20 protein-coding genes are annotated in these 18,189 nt (G+C 51.0%); 13 read left to right on the forward strand and 7 right to left on the reverse strand.

Annotated elements, in window-relative coordinates; genetic code table 11:
* The first annotated feature begins 2 nt into the window (after window positions 1-2).
* The 6 genes from X965_RS15275 (at window position 3) to X965_RS15300 (ending at window position 4,470) form a co-directional block, all read left to right on the forward strand.
* The gene (locus X965_RS15275; protein ID WP_036418734.1) at window positions 3-1,736 is read left to right on the forward strand and encodes an NADH-quinone oxidoreductase subunit C; all 1,734 of its coding nucleotides are present in this window, start codon (window positions 3-5) and stop codon (window positions 1,734-1,736) included.
* A 15-nt stretch (window positions 1,737-1,751) separates the two neighbouring features.
* Complete coding sequence (hyfH, locus tag X965_RS15280; RefSeq protein ID WP_036418735.1) at window positions 1,752-2,318, forward strand: hydrogenase 4 subunit H; 567 nt, start codon at window positions 1,752-1,754, stop codon at window positions 2,316-2,318.
* Window positions 2,315-3,097, forward strand: coding sequence for an NADH-quinone oxidoreductase subunit B family protein (locus X965_RS15285; RefSeq protein WP_015422993.1), 783 nt, complete (start codon window positions 2,315-2,317; stop codon window positions 3,095-3,097). The genes hyfH and X965_RS15285 overlap by 4 nt, the downstream gene beginning before the upstream one ends.
* On the forward strand, window positions 3,090-3,524 hold the full coding sequence (locus tag X965_RS15290) for a formate hydrogenlyase maturation HycH family protein (protein WP_004235007.1): 435 nt from the start codon (window positions 3,090-3,092) through the stop codon (window positions 3,522-3,524). Before X965_RS15285 ends, X965_RS15290 begins: the two co-directional genes overlap by 8 nt.
* The gene (gene hycI, locus X965_RS15295) at window positions 3,521-4,012 is read left to right on the forward strand and encodes a hydrogenase maturation peptidase HycI (RefSeq protein WP_004235008.1); all 492 of its coding nucleotides are present in this window, start codon (window positions 3,521-3,523) and stop codon (window positions 4,010-4,012) included. The genes X965_RS15290 and hycI overlap by 4 nt, the downstream gene beginning before the upstream one ends.
* A 143-nt stretch (window positions 4,013-4,155) precedes the next feature.
* Window positions 4,156-4,470 carry a hypothetical protein gene (locus tag X965_RS15300; RefSeq protein ID WP_004235010.1) on the forward strand — a complete coding sequence of 105 codons (315 nt, stop codon included), beginning with the start codon at window positions 4,156-4,158 and terminating at the stop codon, window positions 4,468-4,470.
* Window positions 4,471-4,525: 55 nt separating this feature from the next.
* On the opposite strand, the gene X965_RS15305 is transcribed toward X965_RS15300, so the two are convergent.
* From X965_RS15305 to X965_RS15315, 3 genes are all read right to left on the reverse strand, one after another.
* Window positions 4,526-4,723, reverse strand: a complete 198-nt coding sequence (locus tag X965_RS15305) for a YbdD/YjiX family protein (RefSeq protein WP_004235011.1) — start codon at window positions 4,721-4,723, stop codon at window positions 4,526-4,528.
* A 77-nt stretch (window positions 4,724-4,800) separates the two neighbouring features.
* Window positions 4,801-6,903, reverse strand: a complete 2,103-nt coding sequence (gene cstA / locus X965_RS15310; protein ID WP_004235012.1) for a pyruvate/proton symporter CstA — start codon at window positions 6,901-6,903, stop codon at window positions 4,801-4,803.
* A 284-nt stretch (window positions 6,904-7,187) separates the two neighbouring features.
* Complete coding sequence (locus X965_RS15315) at window positions 7,188-8,198, reverse strand: hypothetical protein (RefSeq protein WP_136344293.1); 1,011 nt, start codon at window positions 8,196-8,198, stop codon at window positions 7,188-7,190.
* A gap of 206 nt (window positions 8,199-8,404) precedes the next feature.
* Here X965_RS15315 and X965_RS15320 point away from each other — a divergent pair, with 206 nt between their 5' ends.
* Complete coding sequence (locus tag X965_RS15320; protein ID WP_032098532.1) at window positions 8,405-8,800, forward strand: type III secretion system chaperone; 396 nt, start codon at window positions 8,405-8,407, stop codon at window positions 8,798-8,800.
* A 17-nt stretch (window positions 8,801-8,817) separates the two neighbouring features.
* Window positions 8,818-9,330: a hypothetical protein gene (locus X965_RS15325; RefSeq protein ID WP_036418738.1), complete on the forward strand. Its 513-nt coding sequence runs from the start codon at window positions 8,818-8,820 to the stop codon at window positions 9,328-9,330.
* A gap of 475 nt (window positions 9,331-9,805) precedes the next feature.
* Here the strand turns inward: X965_RS15325 and X965_RS15330 are convergent, their stop codons facing one another.
* A complete protein-coding gene (locus X965_RS15330; RefSeq protein WP_004236215.1) occupies window positions 9,806-10,717 on the reverse strand; it encodes an O-acetylserine/cysteine exporter in 912 nt (303 codons plus the stop codon).
* A gap of 495 nt (window positions 10,718-11,212) precedes the next feature.
* Here X965_RS15330 and fdhF point away from each other — a divergent pair, with 495 nt between their 5' ends.
* A complete protein-coding gene (gene fdhF, locus X965_RS15340; protein WP_079549326.1) occupies window positions 11,213-13,366 on the forward strand; it encodes a formate dehydrogenase subunit alpha in 2,154 nt (717 codons plus the stop codon).
* A gap of 232 nt (window positions 13,367-13,598) precedes the next feature.
* Here the strand turns inward: fdhF and X965_RS15345 are convergent, their stop codons facing one another.
* The gene (locus X965_RS15345) at window positions 13,599-15,206 is read right to left on the reverse strand and encodes a sigma 54-interacting transcriptional regulator (RefSeq protein ID WP_004240587.1); all 1,608 of its coding nucleotides are present in this window, start codon (window positions 15,204-15,206) and stop codon (window positions 13,599-13,601) included.
* A 440-nt stretch (window positions 15,207-15,646) separates the two neighbouring features.
* On the opposite strand from X965_RS15345, the gene hydN reads away from it, so the two are divergent.
* The 4 genes from hydN to X965_RS19060 all read left to right on the forward strand — a co-directional run bounded on the left by hydN (window position 15,647) and on the right by X965_RS19060 (window position 17,311).
* A complete protein-coding gene (gene hydN / locus X965_RS15350; RefSeq protein ID WP_036418740.1) occupies window positions 15,647-16,195 on the forward strand; it encodes an electron transport protein HydN in 549 nt (182 codons plus the stop codon).
* A gap of 10 nt (window positions 16,196-16,205) precedes the next feature.
* Window positions 16,206-16,547, forward strand: coding sequence for a hydrogenase maturation nickel metallochaperone HypA (gene hypA / locus X965_RS15355; protein WP_004236221.1), 342 nt, complete (start codon window positions 16,206-16,208; stop codon window positions 16,545-16,547).
* A gap of 36 nt (window positions 16,548-16,583) precedes the next feature.
* A complete protein-coding gene (hybG, locus tag X965_RS15360; RefSeq protein WP_004236222.1) occupies window positions 16,584-16,856 on the forward strand; it encodes a hydrogenase maturation factor HybG in 273 nt (90 codons plus the stop codon).
* Window positions 16,857-17,143: 287 nt separating this feature from the next.
* On the forward strand, window positions 17,144-17,311 hold the full coding sequence (locus X965_RS19060) for a hypothetical protein (RefSeq protein WP_004236223.1): 168 nt from the start codon (window positions 17,144-17,146) through the stop codon (window positions 17,309-17,311).
* Window positions 17,312-17,413: 102 nt separating this feature from the next.
* On the opposite strand, the gene frdD is transcribed toward X965_RS19060, so the two are convergent.
* Both frdD and frdC read right to left on the reverse strand, forming a co-directional pair.
* Window positions 17,414-17,770, reverse strand: coding sequence for a fumarate reductase subunit FrdD (gene frdD, locus X965_RS15365; RefSeq protein WP_004236224.1), 357 nt, complete (start codon window positions 17,768-17,770; stop codon window positions 17,414-17,416).
* Between the two features lie 17 nt (window positions 17,771-17,787).
* A complete protein-coding gene (gene frdC, locus X965_RS15370; RefSeq protein WP_004236225.1) occupies window positions 17,788-18,180 on the reverse strand; it encodes a fumarate reductase subunit FrdC in 393 nt (130 codons plus the stop codon).
* Between the last annotated feature and the right edge of the window lie 9 nt (window positions 18,181-18,189).

The following is an 18,189-nucleotide window of genomic DNA, read 5'->3' on the forward strand; positions in this document are numbered from 1 at the left end:
ACGTGAGCTATCAGAATTACACAGATACCCTTCAGGGCGTTCGTAAAGGCGCGGGCTATCTGGCACAGGTCCGCGAGAAATTTCCCCATGCGGTGCTGGAAGAGGAGTGGCAGACTGCCAACCAGCTGACCATCACCATCAAAACAGAAATGCTGCCGGAAGTGGTGGAGTTTCTGTACTACGGCTGCGGCGGCTGGCTGCCGGTGCTGTGGGGTAACGATGAGCGTCCGCTTAACGGGCAGTTCGCGGTTTACTATGCACTCTCTATGGAAGAGGGTGAAAAATGCTGGGTGACCGTGAAGGCGTATGTCAGCCCGATCACCCAGGAATTCCCGTCTGTCACACCGCGCGTGCCTGCTGCGGTGTGGGGCGAGCGTGAAATCCGCGATATGTACGGGCTGCGTCCGGTGGGTCTGCCGGATGAGCGCCGCCTGGTGCTGCCGGATGACTGGCCGGATGATCTCTATCCGCTGCGCAAAGACACCATGGATTACCGTCAGCGCCCGGCACCGACCACCGATACCGAAACTTACGAGTTTATCAACGACAGCAAAAAAGATGCGCGCGTTGTGCCAATCGGCCCGCTGCACATCACGTCTGATGAACCGGGTCACTTCCGTCTGTTTGTTGACGGGGAGCGGATTGTCGATGCGGACTACCGTATGTTCTACGTCCACCGCGGTATGGAAAAACTGGCGGAAACCCGTATGGGGTATAACGAAGTCACTTTCCTGTCTGACCGTGTGTGCGGCATCTGCGGCTTTACCCACAGCGTGGCGTACACCACTTCGGTGGAAAACGCCCTGGGGATTTATGTGCCGCAGCGTGCGCACACTATCCGCAGCGTGCTGCTGGAAGTGGAGCGTCTGCACAGCCACCTGCTGAACATCGGTCTCGCCAGCCACTTTACCGGCTTTGATACCGGCTTTATGCAATTCTTCCGTGTGCGTGAAAAATCCATGACCATGGCCGAGCTGCTGACCGGTGCCCGTAAAACTTACGGTACCAACCTGATCGGCGGTGTGCGCCGTGACTTCCTCAAAGAGCAGCGGGTGAAAACCATTCAGCTGGTCCGAGAGATGCGTGCGGATGTCACTCAACTGGTGGATATGCTGCTGAGCACGCCGAACATGGAACAGCGTACCGTCGGTGTCGGCCGTCTGGATCCGCAGGTTGCCCGTGATTACAGCCCGGTCGGGCCGATGATCCGCGCCAGCGGCTTCGCCCGTGACGTGCGTTTCGACCACCCGTTTGCCGATTACGGTAACCTGCCGAAAACCCTGTTTACCATGGACGGCTGCGATGTTTACTCCCGTGTGATGGTGCGTATCAAAGAAGTGCTGGATTCACTGTCCATGATCGAATATGCGCTGGATAACATGCCGGAAGGGCCGATTCTGACCGAAGGTTTTACCTATCAGCCGCACAAATTTGCGCTGGGTTACACCGAAGCACCGCGCGGGGAAGATATCCACTGGAGCATGCTGGGTGATAACCAGAAACTGTTCCGCTGGCGCTGCCGCGCGGCCACTTACGCTAACTGGCCGGTGCTGCGCTACATGCTGCAGGGCAATACCGTTTCCGATGCGCCGCTGATTATCGGCAGCCTTGACCCTTGCTACTCCTGTACTGACCGTGTGACGCTGGTGGATGTGAAAAAACGCAAAGCGAAAACTGTGGCGTACAAAGAGATCGAGCAGTACAGCATCGATCGCAAACATTCACCGCTGAAATAAGCCGGAGGGAATACCATGTTCAAACTGTTTAAAACCCTCCGCAATGCGAGGACAGCAACAATCAAATACCCGTTCAAACCACTGGAAGTGGCGCACGGGTTCCGTGGTAAGCCGGAATATGTGCCGGAACAGTGCATCGCCTGCGGTGCCTGTATTTCTGCCTGTCCGGCAAACGCCCTGACGATAGAAACTGACCTGGAAAGCGGTGAGCGCCGCTGGCAGTTATTCCTCGGCCGCTGCATTTATTGTGCACGCTGCGAGGAAGTCTGCCCGACCAGAGCTATCCATCTGACCGAGGAGTTTGAAACGGCGGTGATGAACAAGGCGGATCTCTATATGAAAGGGACATTCCGCTTACAGCACTGCCGCCAGTGCGGGGAAGCCTTCGCACCGAAAAAATCCGTGGAATATGCTATGGCGCTGATGGTGGCGTCAGGTGTTGAAGAGAGCGGAATTGAAGCATTGCGGCCGATGTATGAAACCTGTCCGTCCTGTAAGCAGAAAAATAACCTGCTGAACAATGACCGTCAGAACAATGACCGTCAGAACTTCCGTCTGCATATTGAGGGAGAAAAATCATGAGTTTGCCTGAAATCCCGGTGAACCATCATGTCAGCGAACCGCTGAAGATGGATGAGCAGGTGGCGAAACTGAAAAGCACGCTGCTGAAAGATATCAAACGTTCAGCGTATGTTTACCGTGTGGACTGCGGCGGTTGTAACGGCTGTGAGATTGAGATTTTCTCCGCGATTACCCCGGTCTTTGATGCCGAACGTTTCGGGATCAAAGTGGTGGCTTCGCCGCGTCATGCGGATATTCTGCTGTTTACCGGTGCGGTGACCCGCGCTATGCGGATGCCGGCACTGCGGGCGTATGAATCCGCGCCGGATCCGAAAATCTGTATCTCTTACGGTGCCTGCGGCTGCGGCGGCGGTATCTTCCATGACCTGTACTGTGTCTGGGGCGGCAGCGAGCACATCGTGCCGATTGATGTCTGGATCCCGGGCTGCCCGCCGACACCGGCTGCAACCATCTACGGTTTTGCGGTGGCTCTGGGTCTGCTGAACCAGAAACTGAAAGGTCAGGATCATGTCGAGGAAGACAATGAGCGCGTTCAGCTGCTGCTGCCTTCCATTCCGCTGGCAACCCGCGTGATGATTGAGCGTGAGGCACGCCGCCAGGCCGGGTATTATCAGGGGCGCGAAATCAGCGACCGCTTCCTGACACTGCTGGAAAATGCCACACCGGAGCAGGTGAAAGGCACAATGCAGACCTGGATGGATGAAGAGCAGGATCCGCGTCTGCGCGAAATTGTGAACCGTCTGGTGACCGTATTACAACAAGGAGGCATTCATGCCTGAACAGACACCCGATCATGCAGGTACTGACGGAAAAGTGATCTTCTGGTCGCTGAGACAGAAATTTGTCGACAGTGATACCGATGTTCCGGAAGAAGCTCAGCAGGTGATGTACTACTCGCTGGCAATCGGCCACCACGTTGGCATGATCGATTGTCTGAATACGGAGCTCATCTGCCCGCTCAGCGGTTATCAGTCCTGGGTGAATGCGCTTCCCGAAGGGGAGGCGCGCCGCAAATTGCAGGGGCTTATCACCTTCGGTGAAATCAATATCGACTCCACGCATACCAATATGCTGGCACTGGCACTGGATCCGCTGACGAAAGATAAAAATCCGGACTTCCGCGAATGGAGTGCCACGCTTATCCGCCTGCTGGGGGAAATTGAGCGTGAACCGGCAATTTACCTGATAGTGAAGCGCCGCCCATGAGTGAAACCACTGCAAAAAATGTGATGCTGGCGGTCGGTAACAGCATGATGGGGGATGATGCGGCGGGACCGATGCTGTCTGATCTGATGGAAGCGAACCCGGTTGACGGCTGGATTGCCGTTAACGGCGGCAGTGCACCGGAGAATGTGGCGCACCAGGTGCGGGCACTGAAACCGGAACGTCTGCTGATTGTGGATGCGGCGGATATCGGCCTGAATCCCGGAGAGATCCGCATTATTGACCCGGATGATATCGCTGACATGTTTATCATGAGCACGCATAATCTGCCGCTCAACTTTCTTATCGATCAGCTGAAAGAAGATATCCCGGAGGTGATTTTCCTGGGTATTCAGCCGGATCTGGTCGGGTTTTATATGCCGGTCAATGAGAAAGTCACCCGTGCTGTACAGCAGGTTTATGACGCGCTGCCGGGCTGGGAAGGATTGGGCGGATTTACGTTATTTGAAGGTGAGGAAGAAGACGAGTGAGTCAGTTTCTCTGATTATCACAGGAACCGCCGCAGAAATCCGGCGGTTTTTTTATGGATATGCGGATTTAAGGCCGGTATTTGATATCCGGCCGGTGCATTTTTTCTTATGGTCTGAGTTTTCTTTCTGAGAGTAAAAATACCATGAAAAAAATCGCTGTTATTATCCCGTTTGTCTTACTGCTGTCTGCCTGTGCCACCAAACAATACCCGCAGGCCGCAGCGGTATCCGGTGAGGAATCTGCCTTAATGAACTGTCATGATATTAAAACGGAAATTGCCAAAACCCGCAGCATTCAGCAGGAAATTGAAAAAACCGGGCAGTTTGACGGCAAAACGGTGCTGGGATTTCTGGGAGATTTCGGTATCGGTAACGGGATTGCCAAAGATGATGCCAGGGCAAAAGCCACTGTCCGCCTGAGTCAGCTGACGGCGTTACAGGAAAAAAACTGCCGCTGAAATAAAAAAATACCGCAATCAGTGCGGTATTTTTACATGATTGCCGTTGTGCGGCTCAGCAGCATTTCGGGCCGCCTTTGCTGCCGTAACGGGCATCCTGACGATCGCGGAAAAACTCTTCATAGGTCATCGGTGTCTGATCAGGATGGGTGTTTTTCATGTGTTGTACATAGTTATCGTAATCCGGCACACCAATCATCATTTTGGCGGTCTGACCGAGATAACGTCCTGCTTTTGCGAGAGTATCAAACATAATTATGACCCTGAACCTGTTGCGTACGGAGGAGCGGCAGTTGCCTGCCGCTCCTTATTTCACCAGTATATCAGATTTTAGTGAGCGGATTTGCTGTTTGCCACTAAATCAAGATAATTTTCCGGCATTGGCTCGTACGGTGTTTCGTTGTCCGTCGGTTTGTCGGATTTCAGAGCTTTCAGCGCGGTCTTCAGTGAGAAGACAGCCAGCACCACCACAACAACCATAAAGAACAGTGTCAGACCGGCATCGAGACGGTTGTTAAACACCAGCTGTGACAGCTGCGACGCGCTGTACTGCGACGGGATGTTACCGCTGTCAATCATTGCCTGGAATTTATTCGCTACCGCCAGGAAACCGACACGGGCATCTTCGCTGAACACTTTTTCCCAGCCTGCGGTCATGGTACAGATTAACAGCCATGCCATCGGCACCAGGGCTACCCAGGCGTAAGCCTGGCGTTTCATCTTGAACAGCACCACTGCGCACAGCATCAGTGCCATACCGGCCAGCATCTGGTTGGCGATACCGAACAGCGGCCACAGGGTGTTAATACCACCGAGCGGATCCACCACACCCTGATGCAGGAAGTAACCCCACGCCAGCACACACAGCGCGGTGGCGATCAGGTTGGCAGGCAGGGAATCGGTCCGTTTCAGCGCCGGGGAAATCACACCCAGTAAATCCTGTAACATAAAGCGGGCGGAGCGCGTACCGGCATCCACGGCCGTCAGGATAAACAGGGCTTCAAACAGGATGGCGAAGTGATACCAGAAGGAGACATCCATCAGGCCGCCGAGCGCCCCGTGCAGAATATAGGCCATACCGACGGCGAGTGTCGGTGCGCCCCCCGCGCGGGAGATAATGCTCTGTTCGCCCACTTCATTGGCGATATTGGTTAAGGTTTCCGGGGTTATCTGGAAGCCCCAGCTGCTGACCACACTGGCGGCAGACGCGACCACATCAGTGGTACCGGCCGGTGCCAGCATTGCCATCGGGCTGTTCATGGCGAAGTACACACCCGGGTCGATCACACAGGCGGCAACCAGTGCCATAATCGCCACGAAGGATTCCATCAGCATGCCGCCGTAACCGATAAAGCAGGCCTGGTTTTCGTTAGCCAGCATTTTCGGCGTGGTGCCGGAAGCAATCAGGGCGTGGAAGCCGGAGACCGCACCACAGGCAATAGTGATAAACAGGAACGGGAACAGATCCCCCGCCCAGACCGGGCCGGTGCCGTCGACAAATTTAGTCAGTGCCGGCATTTCCAGCATCGGGCGCATAATCAGGATACCGATCGCCAGACCGACGATTGTCCCGATTTTCAGGAACGTAGACAGATAATCACGCGGTGCCAGCAGTAACCAGACCGGCAGAACCGCCGCGACAAAGCCGTAACCGACCAGCATCCAGGTCAGCTGCACGCCGTCATAATCAAAATACGGTGCCCAGGTCGGGCTTTCGGCTACCCAGCCGCCGGAGATAATGGCGAACACCAGGAAAATCAGACCGATAACAGAGACCTCCCCGACACGTCCCGGGCGGATGTAGCGTGTGTAAATCCCCATAAAGAAGGCGAGCGGGATGGTAAAGGCAACGGTGTAGGTTCCCCACGGGCTGTGGGTCAGGGCTTTCACCACGATCATGGCGAGAACGGCGAGGATAATCACCATAATCATAAAACAGGCGATCAGCGCGATAACACCGGCGACATTCCCCATCTCCTCTTTGACCAGTTCCCCGAGGGAGCGGCCGTTGCGGCGGGTGGAAACAAACAGCACCATAAAGTCCTGTACTGCCCCGGCTAACACCACACCGGCGAGCAGCCAGAGCATGCCCGGCAGATAACCCATCTGTGCCGCAAGTACCGGGCCGACCAGCGGGCCTGCACCGGCGATAGCGGCAAAGTGGTGGCCGAACAGCACTTTTTTGTCTGTCGGTACATAATCAAGCCCGTCATTATTTTTAAAGGCGGGGGTCATGCGGGTTGCATCGACTTTCAGCACTTTTTCAGCGATATACAGTCCGTAATAGCGGTATGCCACCAGATAAATACAGACGGCGGCAACGACTATCCAGAGCGCGTTGATCTGTTCGCCTCTGTTCAGTGCGATATACCCGAGGGCAAAGGCACCGACAATTGCGAGCAGCACGCCGGCAAGTTGTTTGAACGCTTTCATAGATTTCACCTGTCCGAATGAGTAAAGAGGAGTAGTTTCAGTTTGTTATTATCCAATTGTACGGGAGAGGAATAACACTTATTTGACTTAGTTCCCAGCAGTAACCTGCGGATAAGATGGATTTATTTCATTATTGTTAGGTTAATCACTGTTAGCGGAATGTAGCGTGATTGTGGTTTCAGGGAGATGATAAGTGTGCGGAGTAAACCCTGATATTCAGAGGGGATATTGGCTGAATAGCCCCTCTGAACCGGGCCGGTATTAAACGTGTTTTACTGCGTTGATCATGACATTCGCTTCAGGATGTCCATGACATGGGTAATATCCTGTTCCGGATAGGATGTTGTCACCCTCGTGCTGAAATCAAATGAACGGTGAACGATATCGTCGATATCTACTGAGCCGGAAGATTTTGCAGGAGATGTGTGTTTTTTCTCTTCAGCGATACGGAGTACCTGTGCTCTTGTCTCTTCTCTGATGGCACTGAAATCCAGAGGCATTTCGGTGTATTTATCACATAACAGTGTATTATAAATATTCTCAGTCAGTGCGTAGTATATATCTGACCGGATTTTCCCCGTCATCATTGTTGTGAGTTTATCATGACTGTTAAGTATGTCAGTTTTATATGCGGAGTATTGTTCAATTAATTTTTTTGTTTCATCATTACTTAACGTTTTTTTTATATGGTTGGCCAGTTCTTTTTTTAAATTATCTGACATTTCAGGCATTTTTTTAGTAAAGTCGTGACTTAACTGTTTTTTTATCCCCGGCTCATTAATTTCGTTAGTCAGGATATTATTAAGCTTAAGAACGGACGGAGTGGAGCAGTTAATCCCGGGTTTTTCCAGCTCTTTGTTTCCGAGATGTTTTTCTTTAACAATATCAATTATTTTGTCCAGTTCTTCTGGTGTTGTCACAAGCTTTTTCTCTGCATACATCAGGTCAACTTCCCGTTTGATAATATTTACCGGTATGATACTTTTTTCCTGGGTAAGCCATTTTTTCACACCATCATTAATTTCTTTTTGTCTGTTTTCTGATTTTTCGTGGTTATTTCCGGCGCCGGGAATTGAGAGTTCTGATTTATAAACAAAGGATAATATCTGCCTGCTCAGAGTTGTGGTGTCGACATCAATATTGACGTAGTTTCCTGTAAGTTTGACATTCGTATTTTGCGGTGCGCTTAACCGATCCAGTAGTTTTTTCAGAAAAGGTATTTTTGACATGTCCTTCAGGTTGTTTTCTTCCGGGATTATTCTTTGAGTGCCGGATAGTTTGTTAACTAAATTCATTTTTATGATTTCCTTCCATATGTAAAACCAATGATTTTATTTTTAATTAAAATAATTTCTTTAATAAAAGAAAGATCATGGATTTTTTATAACTCCTGATTATATTCCAATTATGAAATAAATTTTTAATATGAATAATATATGAAAGTAATAGTAATGACGGTTTGTCATGATGAGATCATCATTTCATTAATCAGGAAACAGAGATGCAGGATTTATCCCCGTTTCACCGCACAGCCATGATGCTGCTGCGCCATATCAGGCTTGACGCCCCTCAGCCCGCTGCTGATCAGCATACATTTATGTTAACAATTGACAGCCGGTATTCATTATCTCTGGCCGTCATTGATGAGACAGACTGGTATCTGTCAGCAAATACCGGGGAATTACCACACATTACGCAAAATAATGAATTGCTGCAGAAAGTCCTGAAGCTGAATACGTTAACACAGCTTTCCGGGCAACCGGTGATTTCCCTGAATGAGAAAAATGAGTGGGTGATCTGGAGTCGTCTGTCACTGAATGGTACAGAAGATAGCCATATTATTGAATTATTTGAATATATTTTAAAGTCAGCGGATTACCTGCTGGATCTTCACTAATCACAGAGGGAGTTACTATGGGACCAATACAGGGACATCAGGCGATTCAGACCCTGAACAATGATATTTACGGTTCAGCGGGCAGTAACAGCTCATCATCGTATGTCAGTTCATCCGGGATTAAATCCGTTTTATTAAATGCATGGAATGCCGTTAAATCCGCTGTTTCCGGTATGTTGTCATCATTTGGTCTGCATCTCAGCGGACAGCAGGGCAGTGATAAACCGGGCAGAGAAATTGTGATGGATATGTCTTCACGGCCGGCGCAGCCGTTACCGGTTGATATTCAGTTTGATAATGATATTTATGAGAGCAGTGGCGGGAATGTTTATGATTCGGTTTCATCACCGGGACAGGGTTCACTGAGTTCGTCATTATCGGCATTTGAATCAGAGAATCTGTATGAGGAAATCGGTACCGGTCAGATACACACTCTGCCTGAGATTCCGCCGCCGGTAAATCTTTCGACCCATCCGTCATTATCTGCATCGGAGTCAGAGCATCTGTATGAGGAAATCGGTGCTGGTTAGATACACACTCTGCCTGAGACTCCGCCGCCGGTAAATCTTTCGACCCATCCGTCATTATCTGCATCGGAGTCAGAGCATCTGTATGAGGAAATCGGTGCTGGTCAGATACACACTCTGCCTGAGACTCCGCCGCCGGTGAATCTTTCAACCCATCCGTCATTATCGCGGTTACCCGGCCCTGATGACGATATTTAGGCAGAGCCGCGTGACAGTCTGAAAACAGTCAATGAGGCGCAATCAGAGGCAATATAGCTGATAAGTACATCGATGGATGATAATTATGCTGTTCCGTAGGATGTTATGAGTGCGGGCAGTACACCGGAGAATGATCCGCGGGGAGACAGTGACTATGATACTCCGTGGAAATTGCAGCCGGATCAGCAATTACAGCCAGGATTCGTGAAAGACTGAACACACTGTAACGTCACAGGTCAGTCTGCCCGTAAAACCCGGGCGGACTGACTGTTTATTCTCTTCAGACCGCTTTTCTGCGGGTCAGCAGTGTCACCAGACGTTTGCCGAATACCGTCAGAATCAGGCCCGCCATAATAAAGCCGAGACCGGCGAACTGCATCATGGTGATGGTTTCCCCCAGCAGCAGCGCACTGCTGGCAATCCCGGCAAACGGCACCAGCAAAGCAAACGGCGTGACACGCCAGGTTTCGTAGCGGCCCAGCAGACGGCTCCATAAGGTATATCCCACAAAGGTGGAGAGATAAGCGAGATACATAATCGCACCCACGGTCAGCAGGCTGATATGGGAAATACTGCTGACAATCGCGTCCGCACCTTCCATCCACAGCGACATCAGGATAAACGGAATAATCGGTACCAGCGCACTCCAGGCCACCAGTGACATCCCGTTACAGTCCGGTGTCTCTTTCATAATGATACGGTTGCAGATATTACCGCAGGCCCAGGAGAAGCCCCCGGCCAGGGTCATCATCAGTGCCATCAGCGGAATGTCGGTCAGACTGCCGCTGTCCCCGCCTTTCGCCAGCACGGTTAAACCGGCCACAGCGACAATAATGCCGATTACCTGGCTGATTTTCAGCGACTCTTTCAGAATCAGGCCACCCAGAACAATGGTGAAAAAGACCTGGGACTGCAATACCACAGAGGCGATCCCGGCCGGCATCCCGGCTTTGACCGCACTGAACAGAAAGGCAAACTGGCCGAAGCAGATGGTCAGGCCGTAAATAACCAGGCGGCTCAGGGCGATTTTCGGGCGCGGAATAAAGAAGACGGCAGGCAGGGCCACAAACAGAAAACGCAGTGCCCCGAGAAACAGCGGCGGAATGCCGGTGACACCCACTTTGATCACCACGAAGTTCACCCCCCAGATCACGGCGACCAGCAGGGCGATTAAAATATCATTAATTTTCATATCAGGTTTTTATCTCTCTTTTATTATTTTGATAATACGCGGAGCCACGCGCAGTATCAGACAGGAAGCGCCGTGAAAAATTAAGTCATTGTTAGTGTCATTGTAAAACAGCACCGGGGAACCGATATCAACAGTCAGCGGGAAATTATTCGTAAACTGTTATGAAATACGGGAAAAACCGGCGGTGCGGATGATTGATCACCATCATATTGTACTTCTTTAACACAGTTATAATTCATCATGCAATTGTAAAATTGTTCTGAAGGGACGTGTCTGCGTCAGTGTCGCTGTCTGACACCGGGCAGAACCGTTCGACATTTTTGACGATCCCGTCGGTGCCATCGCCTGTCATGGTTATAACAAAAAAATTAAAACAAAATATATTCAGTAAGTTAAAAGGATTTTATTTCAGCTTTAAAATTGGCATAAACCCTGCATGACTGGTGGTGATAAGGCGGTATTTATCCGCTAAGAGAAGATATAGGAGCAATGTTGATGGAAAAAGTCATCACCGTCTGCCCGTATTGCGCCTCAGGCTGTAAAATTAACCTGAAGGTGGAGAACGGGAAGATCATTGGCGCGGAGGGCGCGAATGGTCACACCAATGAAGGAGAGCTCTGCCTGAAAGGGTATTATGGCTGGGACTTCATTCATGACACCAAGATTTTAACCCCCCGCTTAAAGACCCCCATGATCCGCCGTCAGCGTGGTGGCAAACTGGAACCGGTCTCCTGGGAAGAGGCGATTGAGTTTGCCAGTTCCCGCCTGTTGGCTATCAAAGAGAAGTACGGCCCGAAAGCGATTATGACTACCGGTTCATCCCGTGGTCCGGGTAACGAAGCCAACTTCGTGATGCAAAAATTTGTTCGTGCAGCAGTCGGCAGTAACAATATTGACTGCTGCGCACGTGTCTGACACGGCCCTTCGGTTGCAGGTCTGCAGCGTTCGGTCGGTAACGGCGCAATGAGTAACTCAATCGTCGAGATTGAGGATACCAAATGTATTTTTATCTTCGGTTACAATGCCGCAGATTCACATCCTATCGTCGCCCGTCGTATTGTTAAGGCGAAAGAGAAGGGTGCACAAATTATTGTCTGTGACCCGCGCTATATTGAATCAGCGCGTCTTGCTGACATTCATTTGGCACTGAAAAACGGTTCAAACATTGCTCTTATCAATGCGTTAGCGCATGTGATTATTGCGGAAAACCTGCACGATAAAGCCTTCATTGACGGCCATACCGAGCAGTTTGAGGAATACCGCAAGCTGGTTGAGCCGTACACACCGGAGTCCGTGGAAGCGATCACCGGTCTGAAAGCTGAGGATATCCGCAAAACGGCCCGTATGTATGCGAAAGCTGAAAATGCGGTCATTCTGTGGGGTATGGGTGTGACGCAGTTCTATCAGGGTGTGGAAACTGTCCGCGCACTGACCAGTCTGGCGTTACTGACCGGCAACCTGGGTAAACCGCATGTCGGTGTCGGCCCGGTCCGTGGTCAGAACAACGTTCAGGGTGCCTGTGATATGGGCGCACTGCCGAACACACTGCCGGGCTATCAGTATGTGGAAGACAAAGCCGCACTGGAGAAATTTGCCAAATTCTGGGGCATCGAAAAAATGCCTGCCGAAAACGGTATTCCGCTGAGTGAGGTTCCGCACTTTATCGACGAAGGCGTACTGAAGGCGCACTACGTGATGGGTGAGGATCCGCTTCAGACTGAACCGGATCTGGCCACTATCCGCCGCACCTTCGATAAACTGGAGCTGCTGATTGTCCAGGATATCTTTATGACCAAAACCGCGTCGATTGCTGACGTGATTTTCCCTGCCACCTCCTGGGGGGAACATGAAGGTGTGTATACCGCAGCGGATCGCGGGTTCCAGCGCTTCTATAAAGCGGTTGAGCCGGTCGGCGATGTGAAACCGGACTGGGAAATTATCAGTCTGATGTCCACTGCCATGGGTTATCCGATGCATTACAACAACACCAAAGAGATCTGGGATGAGTTACGTGAACTCTGCCCTATCTACTATGGTGCGACCTACGAGAAAATGGCGGACCTGGCTTATATCCAGTGGCCGTGCCGCGATGTGGCGGACAGCGATCAGGGTACAGAATACCTGTACGACGGCGGTATCTTTGATACTCCGAACGGCAAAGGTCAGTTCTATACCTGTGAATGGCGTGCGCCGATCGACCAGGTCAGTGATGACTACCCGATGGTGCTGGCAACTGTCCGTGAAGTGGGGCACTACTCCTGCCGCTCCATGACCGGTAACTGTAAGGCACTGGCGGCATTGGCGGATGAGCCGGGCTATATTCAGATCAATACCGCAGATGCTGCGGCACTGGGGATTAAAGATCAGGAACTGGTCTGGGTGGCATCCCGTCAGGGTAAAGTTATCACCCGCGCGAATGTCAGTGAACGTCCTAACAAAGGGGCGGTTTACATGACCTATCAGTGGTGGATTGGTGCGTGTAACGAGCTGGTGGCGGAAAACCTCAGCCCGATTACCAAAACACCGGAATATAAATACTGTGCTGTCCGCGTCGAACCGATTGCGGATCAGAAACAGGCTGAGCATTATGTTGTTCAGGAATATACCGGTATTAAGCGCCGTCTGCGTGAAGCAGCGGAAGGGTGTTAATCCGTTCGTCTTAATATGATAAAAAACCGGCGCTCAGAAATGACCGCCGGTTTTTTTATATTTTCATTTTTTGTTTAATTATGATCTCAGTCGTATTCAGTTTCTGAATTTTGATCACATATTATTGCCTGAGAAATAAATGAACATATTACGACAGATATTCTGTTTCTTTTGCGATATGTTTTTATTTGCGAGATATTCTTATTTCAGTGGCTGCAGTTTAAATATCAGCTCAGTGATTATCTTCTTCGAATATATCCTGTACAGAAATACCTAACCGCTGCATACGGGATAATAATGTTGTCCGTTTCAGTCCCAGACGGGTTGCGGCACCCCGGGCACCGGCAACAACGCCGTTGGTGGCCTTCAGGGCAGCAATAATCCGGTCGCGCTCTTCGTCATCATTCTCCGGTGCAGCTGTCTGCATCCGTTTTTCCAGTGAGCTCGGGGTTTCCAGCGCCGTTTTCAGGCGTGAATGCTTTGGGATATTCAGTTCATGTAACTGAATGTTAAGGGTATTCCCGCGCGTCAGGATCACCGCCCGTTCAATCACATTTTCCAGTTCACGCACGTTGCCGGGCCACGGATAGCGGCTCAGCTGTTCGAGGGCATCACGCGGAATGCAGTCGATATTGCGGTTCATCCGGCGGGCAATCTTCTGTGTGAAGTAGGTCGCCAGCAGCGGAATATCCTCCGGACGTTCGCGCAGCGGCGGGATCCAGATAGGGAACACATTCAGCCGGTAGTAGAGATCTTCGCGGAACTCGCGCTCATCGGTCATGGATTTCAGGTTGCGGTTAGTGGCGGCAATCAGCCGCACATCCACCGGAATCACCTTATTACCGCCAATGCGCTCAATTTCCCGCTCCTGTAACACCCGCAGCAGTTTGGGCTGGAGATCCAGCGGCATATCGCCGATTTCATCGAGGAACAGGGTGCTTTTATCCGCCATTTCAAAGCGGCCGATATGAGTGGTGGTCGCGCCGGTGAAGGCGCCTTTGTCATGGCCGAACAGGTCGCTTTCCAGCAGCCCGGACGGGATGGCCGCGCAGTTCATTTTGATCATGCTGCGGTGATGGCGGTCACTCAGACGGTGGATGGCGCGGGCGATCAGCTCCTTCCCGGTGCCGGTTTCGCCGAGGATAAGCACGGTGCTGTCACTGGCGGCAACCAGATCCACCTGCTCCAGAATGTTGCGCATGGCATCACTCTGGAAAATGATTTCACTGAAACTTTCGTTGTTGTGAATCTGTTCGTTCAGCCACAGGTTTTCATGCTTGAGGCTGTCTTTCAGACGGGTGATCTCTTCATAGGCCGCAGCATTATCCACCGCAATGGCAAACCGGGCGGCTATCTGCTTGAGCAGATTACAGTTATCGTCAGTAAAAATATGATTATTTTCATGAGATAATATCAGAACGCCCAGCGGCTTATGGTTAAATGCCAGCGGCAGCAGCAGGGTTTCTGTCATGCCCTGCGCACAGACATGCTGATACAGCGGATCCTCTGTGGCACTGTCGAGTGTCAGGCGCATCGGCTGGTTACTGTCCAGAACCTGTGCCAGATCAGGATGCAGTTCATCCAGATGATATAATGTCTTTTCTGCGGGTTTGCGGGCCTGGTAATAGCTGGAATAACAAAGATATACAGCAGAACTGTAATTATCACACAATGCAATGCTTATCTGGCTCAGCCCGAAAAACCGGTGGATCTCGCGGGAGACCTCAGCAACCAGGCCGTCCATCTCCAGATGGGAAAGCACTGAGTTGGTGATATCTACCAATATCCGGTACTGGTCACGTTCATGGCGTATGTGTTCGGTCTTGTCAGTGTTGTCCACAACGTCTCCGCTCGTCTTCGTCTTTCACATTCCTGATCCGGACGGATTGCTCTTAAAATTAATTCCCCTCTGCGTAGTTATAGGTATAAATAAGGTGCAGAGAGGTAATAACCATTATTGTAATGACTCTGTAAGAAAAGAATATCGCTGTCTGATTTAAGTTTGATCCAATCCCCTATTTTTCGGCGGGATGAAAACCTAATATATTATGACACATATTGATGATAGAAATTATCGTCAAAAATGTCGAACTGTGTGACGAATATTCTCATTATGACACACAGCGCGGCAGCTTTATTTATTAATACGCTGATTTCACTGAAATTAAAAAAAATGCCAGACTGGCACGATGCATGCTTATTTCCTGATTATTCTAACCAGAGGACGGCTGCACCGGAGTGCCGGAAGTGAAGTCGCCGCGTATCATTCAGGAGAGTATGATGAACCGTTTCATCATTGCAGACCCAAAAAAGTGCATTGGCTGTCACACATGTGAAGTCGCTTGTGTTGTTTCGCATCAAGAGCAGGAAACCGGTATTGAAACAGTGGTGAAAGATGAATTCTTTCCCCGTATTCATGTGATGAAAGGGTACACCATCAGTACGGCGGTTGTCTGCCGTCAGTGTGAAGACGCACCGTGTGCCAATGTCTGCCCGAACGGCGCTATCAGCCGTAAAGATGATTTTGTGTATGTCGATCAGACCAAATGTATCGGCTGCAAAACCTGTGTAATTGCCTGTCCTTACGGCACCATGGAAGTGATCAGCCGTCCTGTTGCACAACAGATCACCGCGCTGAACACCATTCCGCAGTACCGCGCGGAAGCCCACAAGTGTGATTTATGCCATACCCGTGCGGGCGGACCTGCCTGTGTGGAAGTGTGTCCGACTCATGCATTAATGGTGGTTGACCGTAATAAGATGGATGAGATTGTCAAAGAACGCCGCCGTCGCGCCGCATTTGAAATGCCGGCCGACCTGATGTCCTGAGGACAGACGGATGCATGAGGTGACGTTATGCCAGAATGCGCTTGATATTATCGAGCAGCAGGCAAAGCAGAGCGGGGCGCAGCGCGTCACCGCTGTCTGGCTTGAACTGAGTGCGGTATCTTGTATCGAAGAAGATGCCCTGCATTTCTGCTTTGATATCGTCTGCCGTGATTCACTGGCGGAAGGGGCTGAACTGCATGTCACCACCGTCCCGGCGCAGGCCTGGTGCCGGGAGTGTCAGAAACCGGTCAGTGTGGCCGGATTTAACACCGGATGTCCGCACTGCGGCAGCCATAACCTGCAGGTGGACAGCAGTGATGCCATGCAGGTCAGACAAATCGAAATTCAGTAGTCCGGTAAGGACTTATCAGTCAATCAGGAGCCGGTTATGTGTTTAGGTATTCCCGGGCAAATCGTTGCCGTGGGTGACTCTGTAACAGACAATGCGCAGGTGGAAGTGTGTGGTGTCAGACGGGATGTGAACATCGCACTGGTTTGTGAAGGTGAGCCATCAGAAATGCTGGGGAAATGGGTGCTGGTTCATGTCGGTTTTGCCATGAGCATTATCGACGAACAGGAAGCCCGCGATACGCTGGATGCATTACTGGCTATGGAAAGTGTCGAAGAGGATGTGTCGTATTTTTTACGTGGTAATGCGTAGCGGTATGCTGTCCGGTTATCCTGCTGAAACACCTGTTCTGACAGGTGTTTAATTCCGCTGTTTTCTGCCGTATCCCTCCGTTCTGTTATTCTTCCGCAAGACTGTTTTTTTATTCAGGACATGGCTTTTCTGCCGGTCTGATAATGCTGTTACCCATCGGATTCTGAATTATCTTAGAGGGTTGGTGCCAGTATTCAGTACCGTATCTGTGCTTTTATGGTTTCTGAAAAAACAGAACAGGGGATACTCATTATCCCGGCTGGCATACTGCGCCGGTGTGCGGCCTGATGAATGATCCGGCCGGATTTATCTGTCATAACGGCCTCTGGCACCTGTTCTGGCAGTGGAACCCGTTTGGCTGCGAACATAAACATGCGTGCCGGGGGCACTGGTCTTTGGCGGATCTGGTCAGCTGGACAGATCCGCCTGTCGCGCCGCAGTCTGGTCAGTGGTGACTGGCAGCACCGCTACTGGCAGCTTAACCGTGCGGAAGTGGCCTGACGGCAGATAAAAAAAGACCGGCGTTTAAGCGCCGGTCTTTTTATGACAGACAATGATTACAGCGTGATGACACCAATCACGGCCATCACACTGAGGATGGTTGCCAGGCCGTAAAAGACCCAGCGTCCCGCAGGAACATGAATTTTCAGGTCATGCATGCAGTGGTGGATACGGTGAAGCGCACACCACAGCGGCAGGATAATCATCAGCAGCAGGAACGCTTTGCCGATAAAGCCCTGGCAGAAGGCCAGGATACGGCTGTAACTGAGCATATCCGGTGCCACAGCAAACGGGACCAGAAAAGCCAGCAGCACAATAACGGCCGGTGAAACAATGGCACTCCACATGCCGCCTGCGCCAAACAATCCCCAGAAAACCGGTTCCTGTGAGCGTTTCGGATTCGGATTAATCATATCAGTTTCCTTCCTTATCACAGTAACGCAACGGCCAGAATGACGGCGTTAACAATGAGGGTCACCACCCAGAGCAGACGGACAATCGGCTCCGGTCCCATTTTTTCGTCTTTGATAACAATATTGACGGCTTTCGGTGCCAGCTGGAACCAGGTCACCGTGTGCAGCAGGGTACCGGCCAGAGTCAGGATATTAACCAGTACCACCACCGGATTCTGCAGGAAGTGGACATACCCTGCCCAGTCCGCCGGGCCGCCCTTAAGACAGTAAACGCCGTACATAACCAGCAGACTGAACCAGAGCTGGACCACTGCGGTGCCTTCCCGCAGCATGTAAAAACGGTAAAAACCGAGTTTATTCCACCATGTCGGTGTCATTTCACGCACATAAGGCTTACGTTTGGTCGTCATTTCTCTCTT

The sequence above is a fragment of the Morganella sp. EGD-HP17 genome, assembly GCF_000512315.2.
Taxonomy (GTDB): Bacteria; Pseudomonadota; Gammaproteobacteria; order Enterobacterales; family Enterobacteriaceae; genus Morganella; species Morganella morganii.

What these genes read in the sequence shown, in the direction of transcription:
- X965_RS15330 (WP_004236215.1), bottom strand. Translation starts at nt 10,717, where the DNA reads ATGAAAATTAATGATATTTTAATCGCCCTGCTGGTCGCCGTGATCTGG.
- hycI (WP_004235008.1), top strand. Translation starts at nt 3,521, where the DNA reads ATGAGTGAAACCACTGCAAAAAATGTGATGCTGGCGGTCGGTAACAGC.
- X965_RS15300 (WP_004235010.1), top strand. Translation starts at nt 4,156, where the DNA reads ATGAAAAAAATCGCTGTTATTATCCCGTTTGTCTTACTGCTGTCTGCC.
- frdD (WP_004236224.1), bottom strand. Translation starts at nt 17,770, where the DNA reads ATGATTAATCCGAATCCGAAACGCTCACAGGAACCGGTTTTCTGGGGA.
- X965_RS15325 (WP_036418738.1), top strand. Translation starts at nt 8,818, where the DNA reads ATGGGACCAATACAGGGACATCAGGCGATTCAGACCCTGAACAATGAT.
- cstA (WP_004235012.1), bottom strand. Translation starts at nt 6,903, where the DNA reads ATGAAAGCGTTCAAACAACTTGCCGGCGTGCTGCTCGCAATTGTCGGT.
- hydN (WP_036418740.1), top strand. Translation starts at nt 15,647, where the DNA reads ATGAACCGTTTCATCATTGCAGACCCAAAAAAGTGCATTGGCTGTCAC.
- X965_RS15305 (WP_004235011.1), bottom strand. Translation starts at nt 4,723, where the DNA reads ATGTTTGATACTCTCGCAAAAGCAGGACGTTATCTCGGTCAGACCGCC.
- X965_RS15315 (WP_136344293.1), bottom strand. Translation starts at nt 8,198, where the DNA reads ATGAATTTAGTTAACAAACTATCCGGCACTCAAAGAATAATCCCGGAA.
- frdC (WP_004236225.1), bottom strand. Translation starts at nt 18,180, where the DNA reads ATGACGACCAAACGTAAGCCTTATGTGCGTGAAATGACACCGACATGG.
- X965_RS15320 (WP_032098532.1), top strand. Translation starts at nt 8,405, where the DNA reads ATGCAGGATTTATCCCCGTTTCACCGCACAGCCATGATGCTGCTGCGC.
- hypA (WP_004236221.1), top strand. Translation starts at nt 16,206, where the DNA reads ATGCATGAGGTGACGTTATGCCAGAATGCGCTTGATATTATCGAGCAG.
- X965_RS15290 (WP_004235007.1), top strand. Translation starts at nt 3,090, where the DNA reads ATGCCTGAACAGACACCCGATCATGCAGGTACTGACGGAAAAGTGATC.
- X965_RS19060 (WP_004236223.1), top strand. Translation starts at nt 17,144, where the DNA reads ATGAATGATCCGGCCGGATTTATCTGTCATAACGGCCTCTGGCACCTG.
- hybG (WP_004236222.1), top strand. Translation starts at nt 16,584, where the DNA reads ATGTGTTTAGGTATTCCCGGGCAAATCGTTGCCGTGGGTGACTCTGTA.
- X965_RS15285 (WP_015422993.1), top strand. Translation starts at nt 2,315, where the DNA reads ATGAGTTTGCCTGAAATCCCGGTGAACCATCATGTCAGCGAACCGCTG.
- hyfH (WP_036418735.1), top strand. Translation starts at nt 1,752, where the DNA reads ATGTTCAAACTGTTTAAAACCCTCCGCAATGCGAGGACAGCAACAATC.